Below are 20,725 nucleotides of genomic sequence, written 5' to 3' on the forward strand. Positions count from 1 at the left end.
GTTCGGCACGATGACGAACGCAAACACCAACCTGGCCGGGGCAGCGCTGTCAACGGCGGTCCAGGCCGCACTCGGTGGCCAGTACAGCCAGCACCGGCGCATCCTGACGCTGTCTACCGGCTCCGGACGCGACGTGTTGCTGGCCGAAAGCCTGCGCGCCAGCGAAGGCCTGAGCGAAGGCTTCCGTCTGCAGGTAACGGCGCTCTCGCTCGACGCCGCGATCTCCCTCAGGACGCTGATCGGGCAACCGGTTCTGCTCCAGCTGGAAACCGCCGGCGCGCCGCGCTTCTTCCACGGCCATGTGACAGGCGCCGAGCAATCCGGCGCCAACGGAGGCTTCGCGCGCTACGTGCTGACGGTCGAGCCCTGGACCCGTTTCCTCGGAATCGGTCGCGATAGTCGCATCTTCCAGGGCATGACGGTCCCCGACATCCTGGACGCCGTGTTCCGCGCCTACGATGGCAAGGGCCGCCTTGCGCCCGCGTGGCGCTTCGACTTGCAGGACCGTGACGCGTACCTGCAGCGGAGCAGCACCACCCAGTACCAGGAGAGCGATCTGGCCTTCGTTGAGCGTTTGATGTTCGAGGGAGGCCTGTTCTATTTCTTCGAGCATGCGGGCGACCCGGACAGCCCGTCGTTCGGTAGCCACACCCTGGTCATCGCCGATCGTAACGGTGCGTTCGCGCCGAATGCCCAGTCCGATGTGCGCTTCACCCAGCTGGGCGCTGTGATGCGCGAGGATAGCCTCGACCGCTGGCGCACCGAATGGCGATTGCAGACCGACGCGGTGGAACTGGAGAGCTGGGATTATCGCAGCCCTCGGTGCGCAGCGTGTCGAGCAGCGTCGGCGGCGACGCGCCTCTGGTCAGCCGCGATCATCCGGGCGCATATGCCTATCCGACTCGCAAGCAGGGCGAGCGCATCGCGGAGCACCAGTTGCAGGCGCTGCAGGCGCGCAGACAGGTACACGTCGGCGCCAGAATAGTGCGTACCCTGGCGCCGGGGACCACCTTCACGCTGCACGGACACGCCAGCTTCGACGGCGGCGACGACGCGATTTTCACGGTGATACGCGCGCTGCACATAGCGCACAACAATCTCGATGCGGACGTCGACAATGCGCTCACGCGCCTTCTGGGCCAGTGTGCGCTGCGCCGGGCCAATGACGTCGACCTTGCTACGAGCTTGCATGCGGTGGGACGGGGCGCCGGGCAGCGGCCGGTGTACCGCAATCGCATCGACGCCATCCCGTCGAGCGTGCCGTACCGGGCCAGCGGCCGTGATGGCGACGGAGAACTACTGCATCCGCGCCCGCTGGTAGCCGGGCAGCAAACCGGGATCGTGGTTGGTCCGCCGGGCGCGGTGATTCATACCGATCGCGATCATCGGGTCAAAGTGCAGTTTCACTGGCAGCGCGGTGACGCCAGTCATAGCCGGCTGACGCATCCCACGCCCGACGGTCAAGCCGGAGCGCCGGCCGACGACCGCGCCGATCAAAGGGGAAATAAATGTCGAGCATCAAGCAAGTGAACAATAAAAGACGTCAACCTTATATTATACAAGTTTCTTATGATAATACTTTGAGGCACTTCGACAAAGATTACGATATCTTAGCCGGGAAATTGGAAGGGTGTGGCGGTGATATGCTGGGACGTACTGAGATATTAAGCGCGTTTGCATCGACCAGATGGTTCACTTTCCGATTGAAATTCACTGCTGGCGTCGAATTGGGAATTTTGAGGACAGAATTGACTGATGTTGTTGCCGCATATCAGAAATACGTAGATGAAGTTCGGGAATCAAGTGAGGACGAATACTATCCTCCATTTACATTAAACGACCTCATGGATACGTATGTCAATTATCTGGATTTGATCAGCTACTGCATACTTTTACATCGTGAGGATTTGTTGCCGAAAGTATTCGGGTTGATTGAGGATTCTGAATTTGATGGTGAAGACGCCGTTATTGAAGAGCTGTTCAAATTTTTCTTTGAAGATCGTCCGGAGCTGGATGAATGGTTCTGGGAGAAGCCATACAGAGGTTTGCTCGACGCGATAGATAACGATGATCCTAAGGGCCGCTCTCGAGATATGAAAAAATATGTTTCCGGATGGTATCGAAATATGAAAGGGCAGGCATTGTTTTGGGGGGAACATGAAAAAATAAAGGATTCATTTTCCCCATATTACGGGTACTGGGCCACGTGCGCCGCTGCATTTGCTTATTTATATGATATCGACGATAGCTCGTTCAGAGATGAACTGGTATATCCGAAAGACTTGGTTGAATACGCGAGAAGTATCCAGAGGGCCATTGCTACGGGAAACGACGGAAAATCAGTCCTTCGTGTGCTTGGTGGGCAGGCTTGTCCAAGAGCAGGAAAATGGTTCAGTCCCGCGAAAGAAGATAGCTATCGACACTTTACGCAGAATGAACATATGCCTGAATTTCCCGCTTCAGAATATGGAACAACAATATGGCAATGGGTTTCTGACTAAACTATGCGCTGTCGCGAGCGACGTCAGGATGAGAGACGATCTTGAACATGTGGTTATTGCATGCGAACAGGCAGCAACATACATAAAAATTTATCAAGGAAATCCCAAATTTCCACCATTGCGTTTTACGGAAATGGACGAGTATCAACGTGTTTTGCAAATGATTGGGTTGAGTTTTCTCCTTTATAGACGCGATTTGTTGCCAAAGATTACGGGTATGTTTGGTCCAATATTTGAAGCGCGAGATTTTCTTGATGAAGACTTTCTATCCTATAAGATGGAAGGGCGTTTTGAAGTTCATAAGTGGTATCATGAGGAGTGTTGAGATCAGGTCAACTCCTTATGTAGAGATACCGAAGCAGAGATCATTGAAGACTTGCACAGCTATTTGAAAAATTGGTACAAATCCTTCGAAATGGCGCCTTGGCACAATAGTCATCTTGAAATAGAAGACGATATGTGTGCAGGTTGTTTAGGTTGCTGGGCTATAGAGGCAGCGACGGTAGCATATCTGCTGGACGTTGACGATTCTAGTTTTAGGGGAAACTTGGTTTATCCTAAGGATCTAGTCGATTGCGCTAAGAAGATGGATGAGTCAGAGGTTGGCGCGTTGGATAAAGACGTCGGCCTGCGTCGAGTTGCCGGCGGGAACCCTTGCCCAGAGTTAGGGTATTCGATGGCGCCGGCGTGGTTGGATAGTCGACAGTAATTCAATGCAGGCGACCTTATGCCCGAATTTGTTAATTCTCCCTATGGCAATACCATTTGGGAATGGAGCACTGAGCAGCAATAGATAATCTCGGTGATTTATCAGCTGAGAAGATTAGGTGTACATCGGATTGTATGTTAGATAACGTAAGCCTTCGCTCGACCGCAGTGTGAGTTCAGTGTTCCAAATCGAGAGCTGTTGTTTCCGGAACTATAAATCGTCGCAGTATGTCTCCTCGCTTAGTCACCGGATTTTCTGGTGCGGCATGCATTGCGGCCAATCGCTTCTGGACCAGCCTTTCGGTCCAATGTGATCTGTTGACCGCAGAGGAGACCCTCATGAGTAACGCGATCAAAACCGTCAACGTCGAACGCAACGATACCCTGACAGGTATCGCCACCCGAAACAGCGTGAGCCTTGAAGCACTTCTGGCAGCAAATCCCCAGATCCGCAGCACCGACTCTCTGGCGATCGGCCAACCGGTCCATATTCCACTGGACCAGCCCCCATCCCAGCCGGTCACTCCAGTCCCCGAAGCCCCGCAGCAATCCCAGCAGCCGGACAAGCAACTGGACAACGCCATCAGACACGAGGTCCTGCCCGGCACCTGTGCCTGCGGACGCGACCTGACGCTTGACGAGCTGGCCGCAATCTTCCCCACGCGACGCAGGGACCAGCTCGATCCATTCCTGGCGCCCATGAACCGGATGATGGCGGTCTACGGCATCGACTCCTGCCTGCGCAAGGCACACGCGCTGGCGCAGATCGGCCACGAATCCGGCTCGCTGCGCTACCGCGCCGAAATACTGCCACGCGGCGTCACCGAGCAGGAGGCCTACGCCGGCTACAAAGGCCGTGGCCTGATCCAGATTACCTTCAAGGACAAGTACCAGGAATATGGTCGTTACAACGGGATGGATTTCCTCGGCGAGAACCGGCTCAAGCTCGAGACCGTCGAATACGCCACCGACTCCGCAGGATGGTTCTGGAACTTCGGCTCGCCATACAGGCTGAACGACTACGCCGACAAGAACGACCTGATCCTGATCTCGACCGCCATTAATGGCGGCTTCAACGGCTTCGACGATCGAGCCGCGATCTTCAGGCGTGCACACAAGGCACTGCGGGCAGCCGAATGCAAGACCGCGGTAAATCGTTCGCCGGATTACCTCCCGTTCGAACGCAGCAAGGCGTACGATACGCGCGACATGGCATTCGCATGGGGACTGTGGAGCGACCCGGCGTCGAGCCGGCACGGGCTTGCCAAGGACCCGGCGCGTGCCAAGGCTGGCTACCTGCGCTTTCTTGAACTGAACAACAGCAATCCGATCGCGCGCCGCCGGTTCGGATTCAAATCGACTACCGCCATGATCGACCACGCGAGAGAAAAATCACGATGACCAGAATGATGTCTGCGCTGTTGCTGCTGGCCTTGACTGCAGGTTCGGCCGCCGCGCTTGCCGCCGGGGCGATCGACGTCGACGGCTATCTGCGGCAGCAGGGATGGGAAGCGGCCGACCAAGGCAATGCCCTGCAATCGCCGGTGCCCGACGTTGCGCCACTTGTCTTTTATGCCAAGGGCGATTCGGTGCCGAGCTGCGGCCTGCTCACCGCGTCCGTCGGCGCCAAGGCCCTCGACTACATCGAACTGGTGGGCCCGGATCCGGAGGCCGGCTTTCCCCAATGCCTCGGCATCAAGTCGATGACGCCGTTCACATTGCAGAACAGGGAATACCTGGCGGTGGGCTACCTGGCGCGCGAAACGCGCGAGGATACGGACCTTCACTTCCACTACCTGGTGCGCGATCGGTCCAGGGGATTCATCACCGATGCGGCGCTCACCGATGCGGTGCCTTCCAGTCCTTCGGGCCTGCATCCCCGCAATCCGGTCGCCGTCAAACCCGCCGACGGCGTTCGGCTGGCGCGCATTGCCGTGCTGGGCCGCGCCTATCCCGCATGGCGCTTGATGGAGCGGGATTTCATCTCCGACAAAGCGTCGTCGTTCTCGATTTTCGAGGACAAGGCGGCGCGGCGCTGCCAGTTCGTCAGCGAGGCCGGTGCGGCGCCGCTCGCCGTTGCGCACACAAGCTTTGCGCCGGAAACCAGCTGCGACAGCATCCTGGCGTCGAGCCGACTCGAAAAGGGTGGAAGAGTCTATTACCTCGCGATGTTCGCAGTGCAGGGCCAGCGCCAGCTGGTCGGGGTGATTTCGGTTGCGCCCAATGGTGAGATCGGCCCCGAAACCGCGCTGTCCAACGCCATCAATCGCACGGGCGCCACCAAAAACATGGCGGCTGCGAAAGCAGCATTGATGCGCCAACTTCAATGACGGGGATGCATATCCGACTCTATCGCCACGACACGGCAGGCGACTTCATCGACATCGACGACGCTACGGGCATATGGTGCGCGGTGCCGCAGGATCCCGATCATCCACCGCTCATCGGGGCCATGCCCGTCACCATGCGCGTAGGAGAGGAATTCCGCGGCAGCTACACGATAGAAGACGATCGGCGCTGCTACCTTTACTGGAACGATGAGCGGGAACTGGTATTCAGGACCCATGACGGCCGGCGCCTGTCCCTGTTCAGGTATGAAGCGGATGGCGCGTTGACCGACCTGGCGCCGGATTTGCAGGTGCAACTCGAACCCGCAACCGATGGCGATGGGCGCGAGATGACAGGCATGAGCGTGTTCAGCCTGCGCGACCCGGCCCAGGGAACGCTGTACGAGATCACCTATGACTCGTTAGCCTATGCCAGGATGTTCGGCATCGCCAGCATGTTGACCTTCATTCCCGATGAAGAGCTGGGCGATTTTGACTTCTTCGTCGGCGCGAAACGCGCCATTGAAGAACTCAGGACGAGCGCCGGCCGGGCCACCATGGCCGGCTGACGGCCACGCAGGGACGCATCAGTCGTTACGCCGCTGCACCCCGAGCAACTCCTCGATGTGCGCCATCGTTGCGTCGTCCTTCACCACCGTGCGCAGCCAGTCGTGCAGGTTTTGCTCGCCGGCGTCGGCCGCCTTGTCGGCGAAGTAGGAGACCGGGCTGTGCGGCTCGGTGCGGCGGAAGAATTCGGCCACCGCGCGCAGCTGCGCCAGCGCCTGGGCGCGGGTCTGGATCGCGCCCGGCGGCCCGGCCGGGATGATCGGCGCCGCGTGGCCGGCCGGATGGGCCTGGCCGGCATCCTGCGCGGCCGGAACCGCTTCGGCGGCGACAGGGGCCGCCACAGCCGCCGCCGGCATCATGCGCTGCAGATCCAGCAAGGCATCGCGCGCCGCCGAGAAGCCCGGGCTGTCGTGACCCAAGCGCTCGTCGGCCACCGTTTCCAGTTCCTTCAGCGCATCCAGGCACAACTGCACATCCGCGTGAAACGCGCTCACGAACGACGGCGAATTGCCGCGCCGCGCCGCTTCCATGTCGGCCAGCTTGGGACCAGTCCCGCTACCATTGCCGTTGCCGTTGCCATCGCCATTCGCGGCCGCCGACTTGCGCGCAGTCTCGAAGTCGATCGTCGAATACCGTCCCTGCCTGCCGTCGGTCAGCGGGATCTCGCGCGTCAGCGATGGAATCCGCCCCAGGATCCAGCTCAGGTTGCCGATGCGCTGGTCGTGGTCGTCGCCGTCCGACTCCGGATACAGCCCCAGGTCCCAATAATCCTGGCACAGCCCGGACAGCGTGCGCAGCGCTTCACCGAGGGCGCGCAGGCCGTCGGTCTTGGCGCCGGCCTCGGCCAGCCAGACCGCCAGGCGCAGGTCCTTGCTTTTCTCTTGCAGCAGGGTGGCGCAGCGGCGCACCACGAAGTTCCAGTCGGCTTCCTTGAGGTCGGTCACCCATTCGCCTTGCGCCAGCGACGGATCGTCGAAGCGGCGCGCCTGGGCGATGGCGTCGAGCTCGGGCGAGAACGCCAGGTCTTCGCCGGCGGGCGACGTCGGGCTGATCGGTTCGAGGAGTTCTTCTGCGGTAAAGGTCATGAATTCAGCCTGTGATCGTTATTGAGCGAATTTATTGTGCAATTCGGAACTCGATGCGGCGATTGCGCGCGCGTCCATCCGGCGTGGCATTGCTGGCCACCGGCCGGTCCGAGCCCTGTCCCAGCGTGGTGAACATGTCGGCGCTCAAGCCCTTGCCGGTGAAGTAAGTCTTGACCGCTTCCGCGCGCGCCTGGCTCAGGCTCTGGTTGGCCGCCTTCAGGCCCTGGTTGTCGGTGTGGCCGATGATCTCGATCTTGCGGCCTTGCAGCTTCTGGATCGCGGCCGCCATCTGGTCCAGGATCGCCTGGCCGGTCGGGGTCAGGGTGGCCTTGCCGCTGTCGAATTCGACGATGCGATTGGCCAGTGCGCTGTCCAGGATGCCCTGTTCGGCGGCCGCCACGCGCAGGCCGTTGTTGACCACGTAGGTCGGGTTCAGGCTGGTGGCGAAGTCGCTGGCGATCTTCTGGCGCTGCGCTTCGTTCGCCACTTCGCCGCGTACGCTCACGGTGCTGCCGTCGATCTTCAGCTGCCCGCGCGAGATGGTCTTCAGTTGCGGCGTGATCAGCTTCTGCACGTAGGCGTTCCAGTTGGCCGGTTGCGCCACCTGGCCGACGGCGATCTGGTCGACCACCTTGTCGGCGCCGTACACCTCGACCAGGCGCGCCAGCACCGCGGCCTTGGTGGCTTCGTCGGGCACGGTGCCGCTGGCCAGCACCTGGCCCGGCTGCGGCGTGGCGGTGTTCTGGGCAAGCGCAGGGATGGCGGCGCCGAGGCAGGCGGAAAGAAGTAAAAGAGTCTGGACTACACGCATGGTCAGCTTCCGTTCAGGTTCCGATAAAAGCGGCGCGCAGCGAGTCGCCGGCCGATTTGAGTGAGAGGGCGCCTTGCGCCAGATAGGTCGACACCTTCTTGATCGCATAGTCGGCGCCGACCTGGTCTTCGACCCAGTCCAGCTGGTCGAAGCCGATGTGGTGCTCGAGCCCGACCTGCGGGTCCATGATCGCCTGCAGCGTCTGCGCCGAGGCGCCGCTGAAACCGAGCACCAGCACCGGGCGTTCGTCCTGGTGGGTGATGAACACCGACAGTTCGAAGTCGGCGCGCATCAGGAATGGCGCGATCAGGTGCATCCAGAAGGTCGCCACCATCTGGCGGTTGTGCGCCTCGACCGGCAGCGGCAGCACCAGGCTTTTTTCGAGGCGGCTGGAGCTGGTGGCCATCACCGGCTGCAGCAGCAGGCCCAGCGCCAGCAGGATCTGGCGCGTCGAGCCTTCGAAATTCGGGTGCGCCAGCATCGCGTCGAGCGAGCCGACCGTCTGCTGCTCCAGAAAATGCTCGAACTCGGTGGCGCTGGCCGGGTCTTGCGCATCGAATTCCACCGTGGCGTTGGCCGCCGCCTGCAGCGGCAGCACCGGATCCGGCGCGCGCATCACGTCGGCGCTCAGGGTCTCGAGGCGGTTCCACAGGCGCGCCAGCATCAGCGGGCTGTTCGGCACGAAGGCGGCCGGGGCGGCGATCGGCATGGTGCTCATCAACAGGAAGGGAAAGCGCCGGCCGGACTGGTCGCTGCTGGCCACCAGGTGGCCGGCCACGGCCCGTCCGCGGCGCGGGCCGATGAAGGCGAAGCGGATCGGCGCCAGCGCGTCGTAGTTGCGCTTCCAGCGCGCATCGAGGCTGAGCAGGTCGATCGCCTGCGCCAGCCAGGCGTCGAGCATGCTGCTCAGCGCCGCATTCTCGCTCGCCTTGACGAAGTCGGCCCGGGTCGGAATCTTGCCGAAATAGCCGATCGGGATCGCGACCGCTCGACTCATGGCTTGCTCCCCGCCGGCGCGCCGGCGCCAGCGGTGGTGGTAGTGGCAACGGCAGCGGTAGCCGACGCCGGGGTCGGCGGTGCCGACACCGCCACCACTTCCGGCAGGCGCATGCGGCGGAAGCCTGCGGCGGCGCCCGGCGGCGGGGCGGCGGCCTTGGTGGTGCCCACGATCTTGAGGTTGGCGCGCACGGTCACGCCGCTGCTTTCCCAGCTCAGTTCAAACACGCCGTTGTCGCGCCGGGTGCGCTTGGCGGCGTCGATCATCTTCTTCAGGCCGAAGTGGCCCGGCTCGTTGAGCAGCACCACGGTGCGGCCTTCCGGCGTGATGCCGGTAATGCGCGAGCCCGGCACGCCGCGCGGGTTCGGCCACACCATCTGCACGAACGGCTGCGGCTGGCCGCGCCAGCGCAGCGCCTGGCCGTCGATCTCGATGGTGAATTCGGTGGCCCCGGTGGCGCCCAGTGCCTGGACGTCGAAGCGGGTCTGCGCCTCGCCGGCGCCGGCGTTGGCGGCCACGCCGCCGGCCGACAGCGGCGCGATCCAGCTCGGGAAGCTGCTGATCACGCCCGGCGCCAGGTTGATGCCCATATTGGCCCAGGTCTTGGCGCTGATCACGTCGCCGCGCCGGACCACCAGCGGTCCGATGGTGGTGTTGAAGTACTTGGCGATCGCGCCTTCGGGTCCGAAGATCTGGCCGATCTCGGCGTCGGTGGCTTCCACCGCCGCCTCGCCGGCGAACGGGTACTTCAGGGCCAGCGTGCGGTTGAACGGTTCCAGCACCTGGGCCGCCCACACCTTGTTGATCTCGGCCTCGGTCGGGCGCACGATCACCGAGAAAGTCTGCATCAGCGGACGCACCAGCAGCGGCCGGATGGCCTGCTTCTGCGCGTCGGTCATGCCGATCAGCATCTGCTCGTCGACGTACTTGAGGGCGTCGGCCAGTTCCGAACCCGAGCCGTCCAGCGTCTGCTGCATGAACTGCTTGGCGCCGGGGCCGGTGTCGCCCTGGTTCTTGATCTGGTTGAAGCGCGCGCGCAGCTTGGACAGCATGTCCATATAGCCCTTCATCAGGGTCGCGCTCTGGTCGCGGCTGACCACCAGGCGCGCCACGCCCGAGAATTCGCGGCCCACCGGGCCCATCGGGATGGCGGCGGCGTTCTTGTTGCTGTTGTCCATCTTGACTTCGACCACGGCCGGCTTGCGGCGCAGGATGGTTTCCTTGAACCAGCCGATCATCCCGCGCTGGGCCTGCTGCAGGCCGGCGTCGACCAGCGACGGGTTGTCCCACGAGGTCTCTTCGTACACCGTCTTGATCAATTTATCGATCGGCGACGATTCCGGGTCGCCCAGGCGGTTCATGGCGGCCGCGGCCCCGTCGAAGCCGTTCAGGTCGCGGATGCTGACGCCCTGGATGAAGCGTTGCCACTGCTGGGCGTACTCGTTCTTGTACAGTTCGAGCAGGGCCTTCTGGATCTGCTCGGGGCTGCCTTCCAGCGTCAGGTCGTCGCTGGCGGCGGTCTTGAGCACCCAGTCGGTGCTTTGCAGCTCGCGGTTGGCCGCGTCGCGGAAGGCGCCCTGGATGTAGCTGCTCCAGGCTTCGCGGGTAAACGTGCCGGGGATGGCGTAGCTGCCCACCACCAGTTCCTTGTCGGCGTCGCCCACCACGCGCGCCACCGTCATCGAGGCGAAACGGGTGGCGGCGCGCGCCTTGACGTCGGCGTACACGCGCTCGCGCGCCGGCATGCCGCGCACCACGCGGCGCAGGTTGTCGCGGGTCTGGTCGACCAGCGCCAGTTTGCCTTCGATGGTGGGCCAGGCCGGATCGTCCATCTGGCTCAGGTAGAACGAGATCATGCGCTCGGCGCTGCGGATCATCTGTTCGCGCGTCATGGTGCCGCGGTTGCTGTCGAGCCAGACGCGCCAGAAGCGGGTCAACTGGTCGTTCAGGTGGCTGGCTTCGGCGCGCGATTTGTCGCTCAGCATCAGGTAGGTTTTCAACGCGTTGTAGGCGTCTTCGACGTTGCCCGGATTGGCGTCCTTGAATTGCAGGGCGCCGAAGTTGACGGCGGCCGCGGGCAGCGGACCGGCGCTGTTGGTGGTCGCGGCGGGCAGGCCTGGTACCACGGACGCCTGGGCCGTGTTCGGCGCGGACACGCCGCCGGCCGGCGTCACGCCGCCAGCTGGAGCGATGCCGGTCGCCCCCGACTGTGGCGGCGTCGTCATCGGCTGCAGCTGCGCCGCGCCGCTGTTGACTTCACCCAGGAAGGCTTCGAGCGACTGGCCGACGGGTTTCAGCATCACTTCCTTCAAACCGGCGAAATATTCCTGACGCAGCTTCTGCTCCAGCATCTCGCCCTGGTACAGGCCCAGGCCAAGGGCCAGCGGACGATCGTCGCGGTAGGCGTCGAGCTGTTCGATGCGGTCCTGCAGGATTTCCAGCGCCTCGAAGCGCGAGGCCAGGTCGAGCCGCTGCTCCTGCACCTTGATCGCCTGGTCCAGGTCGGCCTGGACGTTGGCCACCAGCTGGCGGTTGGCGAGATACGACCAGCTCCAGCCGCCCAGCGCCAGCCCGGCCAGCGCCACCACGGCGAAGAAGGTCACGTAGCGGGCGCGCATCTTCGAGGGACTCGCGTACTGCGCCACCAGGTCTTTATCGGCAAAGATCACCTTGCGGAACAGGTTGAGCAAGAAGTAGCCGTGCTGCTCCTGCACCTGGGATTGCGAGGTCGGCGCCAGCTGCAGGTCGAAGCGGTGCGCCACGCGTTCGGACGAGGCCGAGACGGTCTCGCCTTCCTGCACCGCACTGGTGAAGTAGAAGCCGCGGAATACCGGCTTGAACTGGAAGGGATTCTCTTCGAACAGGGTGGCGATGAAGGTGCGCAGCGAACCCTTGATCGAGCTGAATTCGAGCGGGAAGGTGAACACGCCGGGCGGCATGTTCTGGCGCCACTGCAGCGCCATATTGGCCATGCTCAGTTCCTTCAGGCCATCGTACAGTTCGTCGAAGCGGGCGTCGAACTGCTGCAGCACGTCTTCCTTCGAGCTGTTCTGGCTGTAGGGTAGCGTGGCGCCCCATACTTTATCGCGGTCGCCCCGTTCGGCGTCCTGGAAGAATTCGTTGAAGCCGGTGATCAGGTCGGCCTTGGTGAAGACGACATAGACCGGTGCATGCACTTCCAGGCGCTCGGTCAGTTCCTGCACGCGCTGGCGCAGGTTCTTGGCCAGGTTGATCGCGAACTCGGGGCGGTTGCCGGTCAGTTCGGCGATGCTGACCGCGATGATGATGCCGTTGATCGGCGCGCGTTTGCGGTATTTCTTGAGCAGGTCCAGGAAGCCCAGCCACTCGGCGCGATCTTCCTCGTTGACCGAGTAGCGTCCGGCAGTGTCGAGCAGGATGCCGTCGGTGGTGAAGAACCAGTCGCAGTTGCGGGTGCCGCCCACGCCCTGCACGATCTTGCTGTCGGCGAACGGGAACTGCAGGCCGGAACTGGCGATCGCCGTGCTTTTGCCGGCCGCCGGATTGCCGATCACCATATACCAGGGCAGCTCGTACAGGGCGGCGTCGCCCGACAATTGCCCCAGCTTGGAGGTCTTGATGGTGCCGATCGCTTCGACCATGCGCTTGCGGATCAGTTCATTCTCGTCGCGCTGGGCGGCGCTAGCGGCGGGCGTCGCAGCCTGCTGTTCGAGCATTCCGCCGAAGGCCTGGCCCGAGCGCTTGTGCTTGTAGCGCCGCCACAGCCAGGCGCCGCCGTACAGCAGCAGGGCGCCCAGCAGCAGCGCGCCGGCCCACAGGTAGGAAATGTCGAACACGGCGGCGCCGATCAGGAGCGCCACGGCGAGCGCCGCGAATCCGATGGCGGCCAGGCTGAAGCGGGCGGTGAGGAAATGCCAGAGTCGTTGCATCATAGGGGGTGCGAGACGGACGAAGGTTGAAGGTGATGGGTCATGCCGCGGCGGCCTGGGCGGCGTCGGTGGCGCTGGCCGGCGTCTGCGCCGGCTGCGCCAGCGTTGGCGGCGCCAGCAGGGCGACGCTGCGCTGGAACGGGTCGAGGTTGCTCACGCACAGGGCGGCCCCGAGGCCGGCGCGCACGTGCTGCTGGGCCAGCACCAGGGCGGCGACCAGGCTGGCGGCGCCGGCGTCGCCGCAGGCGGCTGCCACGCTCAGCACCTGGCTGGCGGGATCGAGTTCGGGCAGCGTGGCGCTGGCCATGGCCATGGTTTCACCGACGCGGCTGGCGCGGACGTCGCTGTCGGCGCTGACCAGGGTCACCGCGCCTGGCGCCACGCCGGCCTTGGCCAGCAAGTCGGTCGCGCCTTGCACCAGTACTGCGGGGTCGATGCGTCCGCGCGCATCGGCCGAGGAGGCGCGCACGCCGCCCGCGCTCGGGTACAGCACAGCGGCCTCCGGTGCGTCGAACAGTGCGCCCTGGGCGCGGTCGGCCAGCAGCAGGCCGGCCGCGCCTTCGCCCGGCACGCGGCCGTCTGGGTGCCGGCTGTCGAGCAGGATGAACTGGTCGGCCCAGGCCTGCACGCTCGTGTCGCCGATGCGCGAGTCGCACGCCAGCAGCAGGCCCAGGAAGGGCTGTTCGGCCTGGGCCGCCTGCGCCGCCAGTGCGTCGAGCGCGAGCAGGGGCGTCTGGCCCGGCGCCGGCAGGTGGATGCTGATGCGTTCGAGCGGCCAGCCGTACTGGGCGACTACCGCGCGCAGCCAGTCGGCGCCGGCGGCGCGTTCCGGCGCCGCCCATTCGGCGGGCAGCAGCGCCACCAGCTGCAGCGTCGGCAGCGGAGGCAGAGGTTTGCGCGCGGCCAGCGCATCGAGGTAGTCCGGCAGCGCCGGATGCGGACCGAGTTCGGCCGCCAGTTGGGCCGCCACCACAGTGCCGAGCGCCAGCGCGCGCCATTGCTCGTCGATCAGGAGGGCGTCGGGATGGTGCTGCTGCAGCCAGTCGGCCATGCTGTCCTGCTGGGCGGCGACGTCGACATCATCAAGACGCCCGCTCAGGATCGGGTAGCCGCGTTCGTCGAGCAACTCCGGGTCGAGCCGCAGGTTGGCCTGGCGCGACAGCATGGCTTCGCCGAGCACCCGCGCGCTGTCGCCGTGCGGCATGCGCAGGGCGCCGGCCAGGACGATCAGCGTGGACGGCGGAACGGCGGACGGCTCGGCGGCAGCGCCGGCCTGGGCGGCGGCTGCGGCAGCCGCGGCGCTTGCTGCCGCACGGGCGGCGGCGACGCCACTTGCCAGCTTGCGCAACGCCCACAGTCCCGCCAGCAGCAGCAGCGGCAGCAACACCAGCCACAGCACCACGTCCGACGTCGCCGGCATGCGGCGGGTGGCGCTCCAGTACCACAGCACGCCGATCCAGCAGGCGCCGAAGACCCCGAGCGCGACCAGGGTACGGCTCAGCCAGGGACGCATGGCGACCGCCTTTCGAGAGAGAACGAAACCATGGTCACACCTGGTCCACGGTGGCTTGCTGGCTGGCGATCAGGGTCGCGCCGCAACTGGTCAGGTCGCCGTGGCGCGCCACCGGCTTGCCGTCGACGATCATGCTGGCGTCGCCGCTGACGATCACGCACGGCGTGTGGCCGGCGAGCGGGCACACCACGCTGTCGCCGACGCGCGCGATGGCCACGCCGCCGCTGGTGCTCACCGGCGACGCGCTCGCCACCACGCCGCCATGCGAGGTCTTGTCGCCCAAACGAATTACCGGACCTGCCATCGTGCCTCCCTTGTATTCAACCGGCTTCGCGCGCGCCGCGTCGTTCGCGCTGCATCACGCCGGGCACCCGCAACTCGGTGTGCCCGAAATCCATCATCTTCCAGCGTCCACCCCAGGTCAGCCCGACCGACTCGGCCACCTGGCCATACAGTTCATAGCCGCGCATGGCCCACGGGTCCTTTTCTGAAATCACCAGCTTGCCGTTGCGCAGGAAGGCGCAGTCGGCCGCCAGGCCATGCTGGTGCCAGCTCTGGCCGGCGCGCGCATTGGTGACGTGGCCGCCCATGCGCGCCAGCGCATCCTGGCGCTCGGGACTGCGATAACCTTCCAGGATCGCCATCTCGTAACCGTGCTGCTCCTTCATGATCTTGAACACCAGCAGCAGACGCTGGGTAAATTCGGCGTCCAGCAGATCCCAGTTGCGGCTGGCCGACTGCAGCATCGGCCGCTCCTGCACCACCTCGGCCGTGGTGAACACGTCCGGCGGCAGCGCGGCCGGCGGCGCCAGCTGTTCGCCGTGCAGCAGGGCCGCCACCTGCGGGTTGGCTTCGCGTGTCGAGACCGCGTAACCGTCCAGCATGCTTCTTCCCCCGGTCATGAATACCAGCGCCGGCGGCACCGCCAGCAAGGCCAGGCCGGCCAGCCACAGCAGATAGTGGCGGCCCACGTGATGCGTCGCAGCGCGGAGCGGCGCAGCGGTCGCCGAAGCCGCCCGCATGGCTGGCAGGCGCCAGCGCGCCAGACTGGCGAGCCACGCCGCCAGGCGTGCCTCGAGCCGTCCCAGCGCGCCCATGGCCAATGTTCTTCCGGCAGGGAAGAACAGCAGCCAGCCGACCATGCAGGCAAGCAAAAAATACAGGGCTATCGCCAGTAGCAACACATCGACTCCGCGCTCAAACACCATCCGCGACCGCTTCTATGCATGCCGCATTATCTGTTGGTTATTGCTTGTGAGTATAACTTACTAGTCTGATAATTCGGTCAAATCATGCCCAATCGTGCAGCGCTTATGCACTACCAATTGTTGGGTATCGTGCGGGGTATCGCCTTAGTCACTTTATTAGCGTAAAGTGTTGCGATAACAATCAGGAGCTTGAATTTTGCTACGAAAAGACAAGATTCCCACACGTGGGGCGCCCAGCCTGCTGACCCCGGCCCAGCAGGCCGAAGCGGAGCGCAACCGGATACTGTCGACACTGGAAGCGTCGGACGGCGAGCGCAAGCGCGCGCCGAAAGCGGCGCGTGGGCTTGACGCGGCGCCGGCCGCGCGCACGCCCTGGGCGTGGCTGGTGTTCGGCGTGATGGTGGCGGTCGTGGCCGGCGGCGCCGGCCTGTGGTACGGCCAGCGCAGCGTGCCGGCGTCACCGCTGGTGGTGGCCGACGCAACGCAACCTTCATCGCGACAGGACGTGGCGCCCACGCCCGCTACCCCCGCGGCGCCGGAACCTGCAGCGCCCGTGCAAGCCAGTGCCGCCACCATCCAGGACGAGGGCATCGCGCACGCCGGCGCGGCTGGCGGGCCAAGCCTGAGCGAGATGCTGGAACCGGCCCCTGCGGCTGCACCGGCTGCCGCGCCGCATGGTGCGCCGGCCGGAGCCGACTCCGACATGCTGAGCCAGGCGCTGGAAGCGCCATCCGGCGCGGCGCTGGCTGCCGCAGCCGCGGTGCCTGCCGTGCTGAAAGCCGAGCCGAAACCGGCCAAGGTCGCACAGAAAGCGCCGGCCAGGCCGAAAGCCGCGCCGAAACGCGTGGCCGCGAAAAAGGCGGCGCCGGCCACGACCCAGGACACCGACGCGGTGCTGCTGTCGGCGCTGATCGCCCACGCCAACGCCGCCGAGCCGGCCGCGAAAAAAGCACGTCCCAGCCTGGAGCAGGAACTGAAAGCCTGCCGCACCGGGCCCAAGGCTCAGTTGGCCGCGTGCCGCGAACGCGCCTGCGAAGGCCGCAGCAACGTCGGGCTGTGCAAGGTGCAACGATGAGTTTGGCGGTAGTCGACGAGGTGCTCGCCGCCCTGGGCGGCTTCTCCAGCCACACCCGCCTGTACGCGCTGCAACTGGGCGACGAGCAGGAAGGCGGCGGCAGCGGACTGATGGTCGAAGCCTTTGCCGCCGACGACGCCCTGCAGTCGGTCGGCGCACGCGACCTGATCCTGCTCGGCACGGACGCCGAACTCGACCTCGAACCCTTGCTCGGCCAGCCCGCCGCGCTCGAGACCAGCCTGGCCGACGGCACCCGCGCCCGCTTCAGCGGCCTGGTGAGCGAAGCGGCGATGCTGGGCAGCTTCGGCGGCCTGGCGCGCTACCGCCTGCGGCTGCAATCCTGGCTGTGGCGCCTGGGCCGCGTGCGCAACAGCCGCGTGTGGCAAGACAAGACCGTGATCGAGATCGTCGACGCCGTGTTCGGCGCCCATGCGCCGCTGGCGCAGTGGCGCTGGAGCGAAGAAGTCGCGGCCTTCATGGCGCATGCCGGCGCGCGCAGCTATTGCTGCCAGTACCGCGAGTCCGATCTCGATTTCGTCACCCGCCTGCTGACCGAGGAAGGCATGGCCTGGCGTGTGGAAGAGGGCGAGGGCAGCGAGGACAGCGGGCAGGGCCATCGCGTGGTGCTGTTCGCCGACAGCACCGATACCCGCGCCACTCCGCAAGACCCGAGCAGCGCGGCCGGCGGCGGCATCCGCTACCACGGCGCGCGTGCCGGCGAAGCGCACGACACCATCCAGGCCCTGCGCGCGCGGCGCAGCCTGCGCATCGGCATGTCCACGGTGCTGAGCTACGACTACAAGGCGAAAAAGGCGGTGGCCGCCAGCGTGCCGACCGCCGGCGCCGTGGGCGGCCGCAACGCGCCGGCGCTGGAAAGCTACGACACGCCGGGTCAGTATTTCTTCGCCGATGGCGACGCCGCGCGCCGCTACGCCCTGCTGCAGATGCAGGCCAATGAAGCGCGCCGCCAGCTGTGGCAAGCCCGTTCGACGGTGCGCACGCTGCGCGCCGGCGTCCGTTTCAACATGACCCAGGGGCCGCTGCAGGCCGGTAGCGAGGTCGATCCCGAATACGTGGTGCTGCGGGTGGTGAGCGTGGGCGTGAACAACCTGCCGGCGCGCGCGCGGCAAGGGCTGGAAGAATTGTTCGGGCCGATTCCGGAGCTACTGCAGGACGTGTTGCAAGAGGTGCACCAGCCGCGCGACGAACTGCTGGCGGCGACCATCGCCCAGGCCGCAAAGAGCGGCTATGCCAACCACTTCGAGGCGATCGCGGCCGACACGCCGTGGCGTCCGGTCGTGGGCGAAAACGGCCTGCGCCACCATCCGAAACCGACCGCCCACGGCAGCCAGAGCGCGATCGTGGTCGGCGCCGACGGTGGATCGAGCGCCAATGGCGCCGACGAGATCCATTGCGACCGCCTGGGCCGGGTGCGCATCCGCTTCCATTGGCAGCAGGACGCCAGCGCCACCTGCTGGGTACGGGTCGCGCAGCGCTCCGCCGGCGGCGGCATGGGCAGCCAGTTCCTGCCGCGCATCGGCCAGGAAGTGCTGGTGCAGTTCATCGAAAACGACATCGATCGCCCGCTGGTGGTGGGCGCGCTGTACAACGGCCAGGGCGAGGGCGGCGAGCCGCCGACGCCGGGCGGCAAGCGCGAGCGCGACAGCGCTACCGAGGTATTCACCGCGGCGCACGACCACGCCGTCTCGGCCCAGGGCAACCTGGCCGGCGGCAACAGCCCGCTATGGCATGGCGCCGCCGCCGGCGGCAGCGGCCACCGCAACGCCGCGGCCCAGTGGGGCATCCGCAGCAAGGAATTCGGCGGCAGCGGCTACAACCAGCTGCTGTTCGACGACACCGACAACCAGGGGCGCATCCAGCTCAAGAGCAGCTATGCGGCCAGCGAACTGAATCTGGGACACCTGATCCACGCCGCCGATAACTATCGCGGCAGCCTGCGCGGACTGGGCGCCGAGCTGCGCACCGACGGCTATGGCGCGGTGCGCGCCGGCACCGGTTTGCTGGTGTCGAGCTACAAGATCACGCATGGCGCCGACACGCGCGATCCGGCCGGCGACAATGTGGCGGGCATCGCGCTGCTCAAGCAGGCGGTCCAGCTGGGCAAGGCGTTCAGCGACGCCGCCACCACGCACCAGACGGTGGCGTTCGCGTCGTACCTGGGCGCGGCGAAACCGGATGCGAGCAAGCTGGACGACAAGGCGGCGCCGTTGCAGGCGCTGCTGACGGCGACCTCGGGCATGCTCAGTGGCGAGAGCGTCGATGCGGCGCGCGCCGAGATGCCGGGCAAGCCGGTGGCGCCGGAGGATGGCAAGCTGCCGCACAGCAGCGCCGCGATCATCGCCATCGCCGCCAAGGCGGGGCTTGGCGTGGTGGCGGGGCAGGATCTGCAGCTGGCGAATGGCGAGACCATCTCCTTGATGAGCGGGCAGGACACGCAGTTCGTGACCGGCGGACAGATGCGCATCCACAGCGGGCAGGCGATCGGCATGCTGGGCGGCGCGGTCAAGGCGGGCGAGGACAACGTCGGCCTGCAGCTGATCGCGGCGCAGGGCGCGGTCGATCTGCAGGCCCAGGGCGACGTGCTGAACGTGCAGGCGCGCGACCAGGTGGATATCGTCAGCGCCAATGCCCACATCGACTGGGCTGCGGCCAAGAGCATCAGCCTGTCGACGGCGGGCGGCGCGAACATCACCATCGAAGGCGGCAACATCACGGTGCAGTGTCCGGGCAAGATCACGATCCACGCCGCCAGGAAGAGCTTCGAGAGCGGCAAGGAAGTCGACTACAAGCTGCCCTTCCTGCCGCAGGGCGTGTGCGTGGAATGCCTGGCCAAGCGCGCTGCGCAGCGCACGGCGTTCATCAACAAGGGCAATTGAAGGGGTATCGGGGCAGCAGGATGAAGACACTTTTCAGGGAATACAAGCAGGTCACGCGCCGGCTGCTGTTGAATGCCTTCGGCGCGCTCGCCGTGGTGGCGACCGGCGGCAGCCGGGTGGCGCGGGCGGCCACGCCGGGCCGCAAGGACGCTCCCGTGCAGGAGCTGTGCGTGGAATGCCTGGCCAAGCGCGCCATGCAGCGCGGCGCCTTCATCAACAAGTGGGTGTGACGATGAGCGATCATCCGCACCTTGACGCCCTCATCGCCGTGGCGGCGCAGCATCCGCGGTGGCACTGGTATGCGATCGCCGACAGCGCCCAGGACAAGTCGCTGCCCGGCGCCATCGCGCCGTCCGGCGCCAGCGTGCGCTGCCTGCTGGGCGCAACCCAGGGCAGCCCGCTGGCCGAGCAGTCGCCGCACCTGGTGCGCCTGGATCCACCGTCGCACGGCAGCGCGGCGTGGCAGTGGATCGCGCGCACGGCGCCGCGCAAGCCGTGCCTGACGGTCCTGGCCAGCACGTTGCCGTTCGACGCCTTGTTCGCGCAGCTCAAGCAGTTCACCGAAATCAGGCTGCCGGACGACTACGACATGTTCTTCGGATTCTGGGATCCGGCGATCCTGGGCACGCTGATCGGTCAGCCTGACGACCAGACGCTGCACGTCAAGGGACCGGTGTTCGACGCCGCGCAGCGCCGCATGCTGTTCGGCGGCCTTGAAGGCTGGTGGTACTGGGACCGTGACGGGCAGCGGCACGCCGTCGACGTCGGGGCCGACGCGCCGCCGGTGCGGCTGGCGGCGCCGCTCATGCTGTCGCAGGCGCAGGTGGACGACCTGGTCGAAGCCGGCGTGCCCGACCATGTGCTGTATTTTGTCGATTTGAATCAGCCGCATTTGCTCAGGGATATCCCTGAGCGGCAGCGCTATGCCTATGTGGAGCAGGCCGTGAACGGCGCGCGCGCGGTCGGCTTGACGGGCATGAGGGATATGGTCAATTACGTGTGCATGACCCTGATTTACAAGGAGCGATGGTACCGTGACAAGGACATCGCCCAGTTGCTGGTCAGGGTAAAAAACGGCGAACTCGAGTTTTCCGATGCGCTCAAGCTGCTGCCGCCTTCACGTTGAGA

The 20,725-nt window shown here is 65.3% G+C and carries 17 protein-coding genes and 2 pseudogenes; 12 read left to right on the top strand and 7 right to left on the bottom strand.

Features of this window, described 5'->3' with window-relative positions:
* Positions 1–10: 10 nt before the first annotated feature.
* The 8 genes and pseudogenes from QPK27_RS11625 to QPK27_RS11655 all read left to right on the top strand — a co-directional run.
* Positions 11–781: pseudogene (locus tag QPK27_RS11625) on the top strand (type VI secretion system Vgr family protein); the annotation flags it as partial.
* On the top strand, positions 766–1,530 hold the full coding sequence (locus QPK27_RS11630) for a contractile injection system protein, VgrG/Pvc8 family (protein WP_308633464.1): 765 nt from the start codon (positions 766–768) through the stop codon (positions 1,528–1,530). The pseudogene QPK27_RS11625 and the gene QPK27_RS11630, both read left to right, overlap by 16 nt.
* Positions 1,509–2,501 (top strand): PoNe immunity protein domain-containing protein, encoded by a 993-nt coding sequence (locus tag QPK27_RS11635; RefSeq protein ID WP_290418395.1) that lies wholly within the window; start codon positions 1,509–1,511, stop codon positions 2,499–2,501. The genes QPK27_RS11630 and QPK27_RS11635 overlap by 22 nt, the downstream gene beginning before the upstream one ends.
* 28 nt (positions 2,502–2,529) lie before the next feature.
* Positions 2,530–2,826, top strand: a complete 297-nt coding sequence (locus QPK27_RS11640; protein WP_290418396.1) for a hypothetical protein — start codon at positions 2,530–2,532, stop codon at positions 2,824–2,826.
* A 33-nt stretch (positions 2,827–2,859) separates the two neighbouring features.
* Positions 2,860–3,210 (top strand): annotated as a pseudogene (locus QPK27_RS25470) (PoNe immunity protein domain-containing protein); the annotation flags it as partial.
* 338 nt (positions 3,211–3,548) lie between these two features.
* On the top strand, positions 3,549–4,610 hold the full coding sequence (locus QPK27_RS11645) for a LysM peptidoglycan-binding domain-containing protein (protein ID WP_290418397.1): 1,062 nt from the start codon (positions 3,549–3,551) through the stop codon (positions 4,608–4,610).
* On the top strand, positions 4,607–5,539 hold the full coding sequence (locus tag QPK27_RS11650) for a hypothetical protein (protein ID WP_290418398.1): 933 nt from the start codon (positions 4,607–4,609) through the stop codon (positions 5,537–5,539). The genes QPK27_RS11645 and QPK27_RS11650 overlap by 4 nt, the downstream gene beginning before the upstream one ends.
* Before the next feature lie 5 nt (positions 5,540–5,544).
* Positions 5,545–6,105, top strand: a complete 561-nt coding sequence (locus tag QPK27_RS11655) for a hypothetical protein (protein WP_290418399.1) — start codon at positions 5,545–5,547, stop codon at positions 6,103–6,105.
* A gap of 18 nt (positions 6,106–6,123) precedes the next feature.
* Here QPK27_RS11655 and tssA read toward each other — a convergent pair whose 3' ends face one another.
* The 7 genes from tssA to QPK27_RS11690 are packed head-to-tail and all read right to left on the bottom strand — an operon-like array spanning position 6,124 to position 15,601.
* On the bottom strand, positions 6,124–7,188 hold the full coding sequence (gene tssA, locus QPK27_RS11660; RefSeq protein WP_290418400.1) for a type VI secretion system protein TssA: 1,065 nt from the start codon (positions 7,186–7,188) through the stop codon (positions 6,124–6,126).
* A gap of 31 nt (positions 7,189–7,219) precedes the next feature.
* Positions 7,220–7,999: an OmpA family protein gene (locus QPK27_RS11665; protein WP_290418401.1), complete on the bottom strand. Its 780-nt coding sequence runs from the start codon at positions 7,997–7,999 to the stop codon at positions 7,220–7,222.
* A 13-nt stretch (positions 8,000–8,012) separates the two neighbouring features.
* Positions 8,013–8,996, bottom strand: a complete 984-nt coding sequence (tagF, locus tag QPK27_RS11670) for a type VI secretion system-associated protein TagF (protein WP_290418402.1) — start codon at positions 8,994–8,996, stop codon at positions 8,013–8,015.
* A complete protein-coding gene (gene tssM, locus QPK27_RS11675) occupies positions 8,993–12,904 on the bottom strand; it encodes a type VI secretion system membrane subunit TssM (RefSeq protein ID WP_290418464.1) in 3,912 nt (1,303 codons plus the stop codon). The genes tagF and tssM overlap by 4 nt, the downstream gene beginning before the upstream one ends.
* Before the next feature lie 40 nt (positions 12,905–12,944).
* The gene (locus QPK27_RS11680) at positions 12,945–14,417 is read right to left on the bottom strand and encodes a hypothetical protein (protein WP_290418403.1); all 1,473 of its coding nucleotides are present in this window, start codon (positions 14,415–14,417) and stop codon (positions 12,945–12,947) included.
* Positions 14,418–14,451: 34 nt separating this feature from the next.
* On the bottom strand, positions 14,452–14,721 hold the full coding sequence (locus tag QPK27_RS11685) for a PAAR domain-containing protein (RefSeq protein ID WP_290418404.1): 270 nt from the start codon (positions 14,719–14,721) through the stop codon (positions 14,452–14,454).
* 16 nt (positions 14,722–14,737) lie between these two features.
* A complete protein-coding gene (locus QPK27_RS11690) occupies positions 14,738–15,601 on the bottom strand; it encodes a M15 family metallopeptidase (RefSeq protein WP_290418405.1) in 864 nt (287 codons plus the stop codon).
* Positions 15,602–15,821: 220 nt separating this feature from the next.
* On the opposite strand from QPK27_RS11690, the gene QPK27_RS11695 reads away from it, so the two are divergent.
* Genes QPK27_RS11695 through QPK27_RS11710 form a run of 4 tightly spaced genes read left to right on the top strand, consistent with a single transcriptional unit; the run spans position 15,822 to position 20,723 of the window.
* Positions 15,822–16,700, top strand: a complete 879-nt coding sequence (locus tag QPK27_RS11695; RefSeq protein WP_290418406.1) for a hypothetical protein — start codon at positions 15,822–15,824, stop codon at positions 16,698–16,700.
* Positions 16,697–19,597, top strand: a complete 2,901-nt coding sequence (locus QPK27_RS11700; protein ID WP_290418407.1) for a type VI secretion system Vgr family protein — start codon at positions 16,697–16,699, stop codon at positions 19,595–19,597. The genes QPK27_RS11695 and QPK27_RS11700 overlap by 4 nt, the downstream gene beginning before the upstream one ends.
* A gap of 20 nt (positions 19,598–19,617) precedes the next feature.
* Positions 19,618–19,827, top strand: a complete 210-nt coding sequence (locus tag QPK27_RS11705; protein ID WP_290418408.1) for a hypothetical protein — start codon at positions 19,618–19,620, stop codon at positions 19,825–19,827.
* 2 nt (positions 19,828–19,829) lie between these two features.
* On the top strand, positions 19,830–20,723 hold the full coding sequence (locus QPK27_RS11710; RefSeq protein WP_290418409.1) for a DUF4123 domain-containing protein: 894 nt from the start codon (positions 19,830–19,832) through the stop codon (positions 20,721–20,723).
* Positions 20,724–20,725: the final 2 nt, after the last annotated feature.

It is taken from the genome of Massilia sp. YIM B02443 (assembly GCF_030411955.1).
Classification (GTDB): Bacteria; Pseudomonadota; Gammaproteobacteria; order Burkholderiales; family Burkholderiaceae_D; genus Telluria.

Bases quoted from the DNA above. Each gene is read 5' to 3' on its own strand.
- QPK27_RS11640 (WP_290418396.1), top strand. From the start codon at position 2,530: ATGAGAGACGATCTTGAACATGTGGTTATTGCATGCGAACAGGCAGCA.
- QPK27_RS11665 (WP_290418401.1), bottom strand. From the start codon at position 7,999: ATGCGTGTAGTCCAGACTCTTTTACTTCTTTCCGCCTGCCTCGGCGCC.
- QPK27_RS11705 (WP_290418408.1), top strand. From the start codon at position 19,618: ATGAAGACACTTTTCAGGGAATACAAGCAGGTCACGCGCCGGCTGCTG.
- QPK27_RS11645 (WP_290418397.1), top strand. From the start codon at position 3,549: ATGAGTAACGCGATCAAAACCGTCAACGTCGAACGCAACGATACCCTG.
- tssM (WP_290418464.1), bottom strand. From the start codon at position 12,904: ATGCAACGACTCTGGCATTTCCTCACCGCCCGCTTCAGCCTGGCCGCC.
- QPK27_RS11680 (WP_290418403.1), bottom strand. From the start codon at position 14,417: ATGCGTCCCTGGCTGAGCCGTACCCTGGTCGCGCTCGGGGTCTTCGGC.
- tssA (WP_290418400.1), bottom strand. From the start codon at position 7,188: ATGACCTTTACCGCAGAAGAACTCCTCGAACCGATCAGCCCGACGTCG.
- QPK27_RS11650 (WP_290418398.1), top strand. From the start codon at position 4,607: ATGACCAGAATGATGTCTGCGCTGTTGCTGCTGGCCTTGACTGCAGGT.
- tagF (WP_290418402.1), bottom strand. From the start codon at position 8,996: ATGAGTCGAGCGGTCGCGATCCCGATCGGCTATTTCGGCAAGATTCCG.
- QPK27_RS11685 (WP_290418404.1), bottom strand. From the start codon at position 14,721: ATGGCAGGTCCGGTAATTCGTTTGGGCGACAAGACCTCGCATGGCGGC.
- QPK27_RS11630 (WP_308633464.1), top strand. From the start codon at position 766: ATGGCGATTGCAGACCGACGCGGTGGAACTGGAGAGCTGGGATTATCG.
- QPK27_RS11655 (WP_290418399.1), top strand. From the start codon at position 5,545: ATGCATATCCGACTCTATCGCCACGACACGGCAGGCGACTTCATCGAC.
- QPK27_RS11635 (WP_290418395.1), top strand. From the start codon at position 1,509: ATGTCGAGCATCAAGCAAGTGAACAATAAAAGACGTCAACCTTATATT.
- QPK27_RS11710 (WP_290418409.1), top strand. From the start codon at position 19,830: ATGAGCGATCATCCGCACCTTGACGCCCTCATCGCCGTGGCGGCGCAG.
- QPK27_RS11700 (WP_290418407.1), top strand. From the start codon at position 16,697: ATGAGTTTGGCGGTAGTCGACGAGGTGCTCGCCGCCCTGGGCGGCTTC.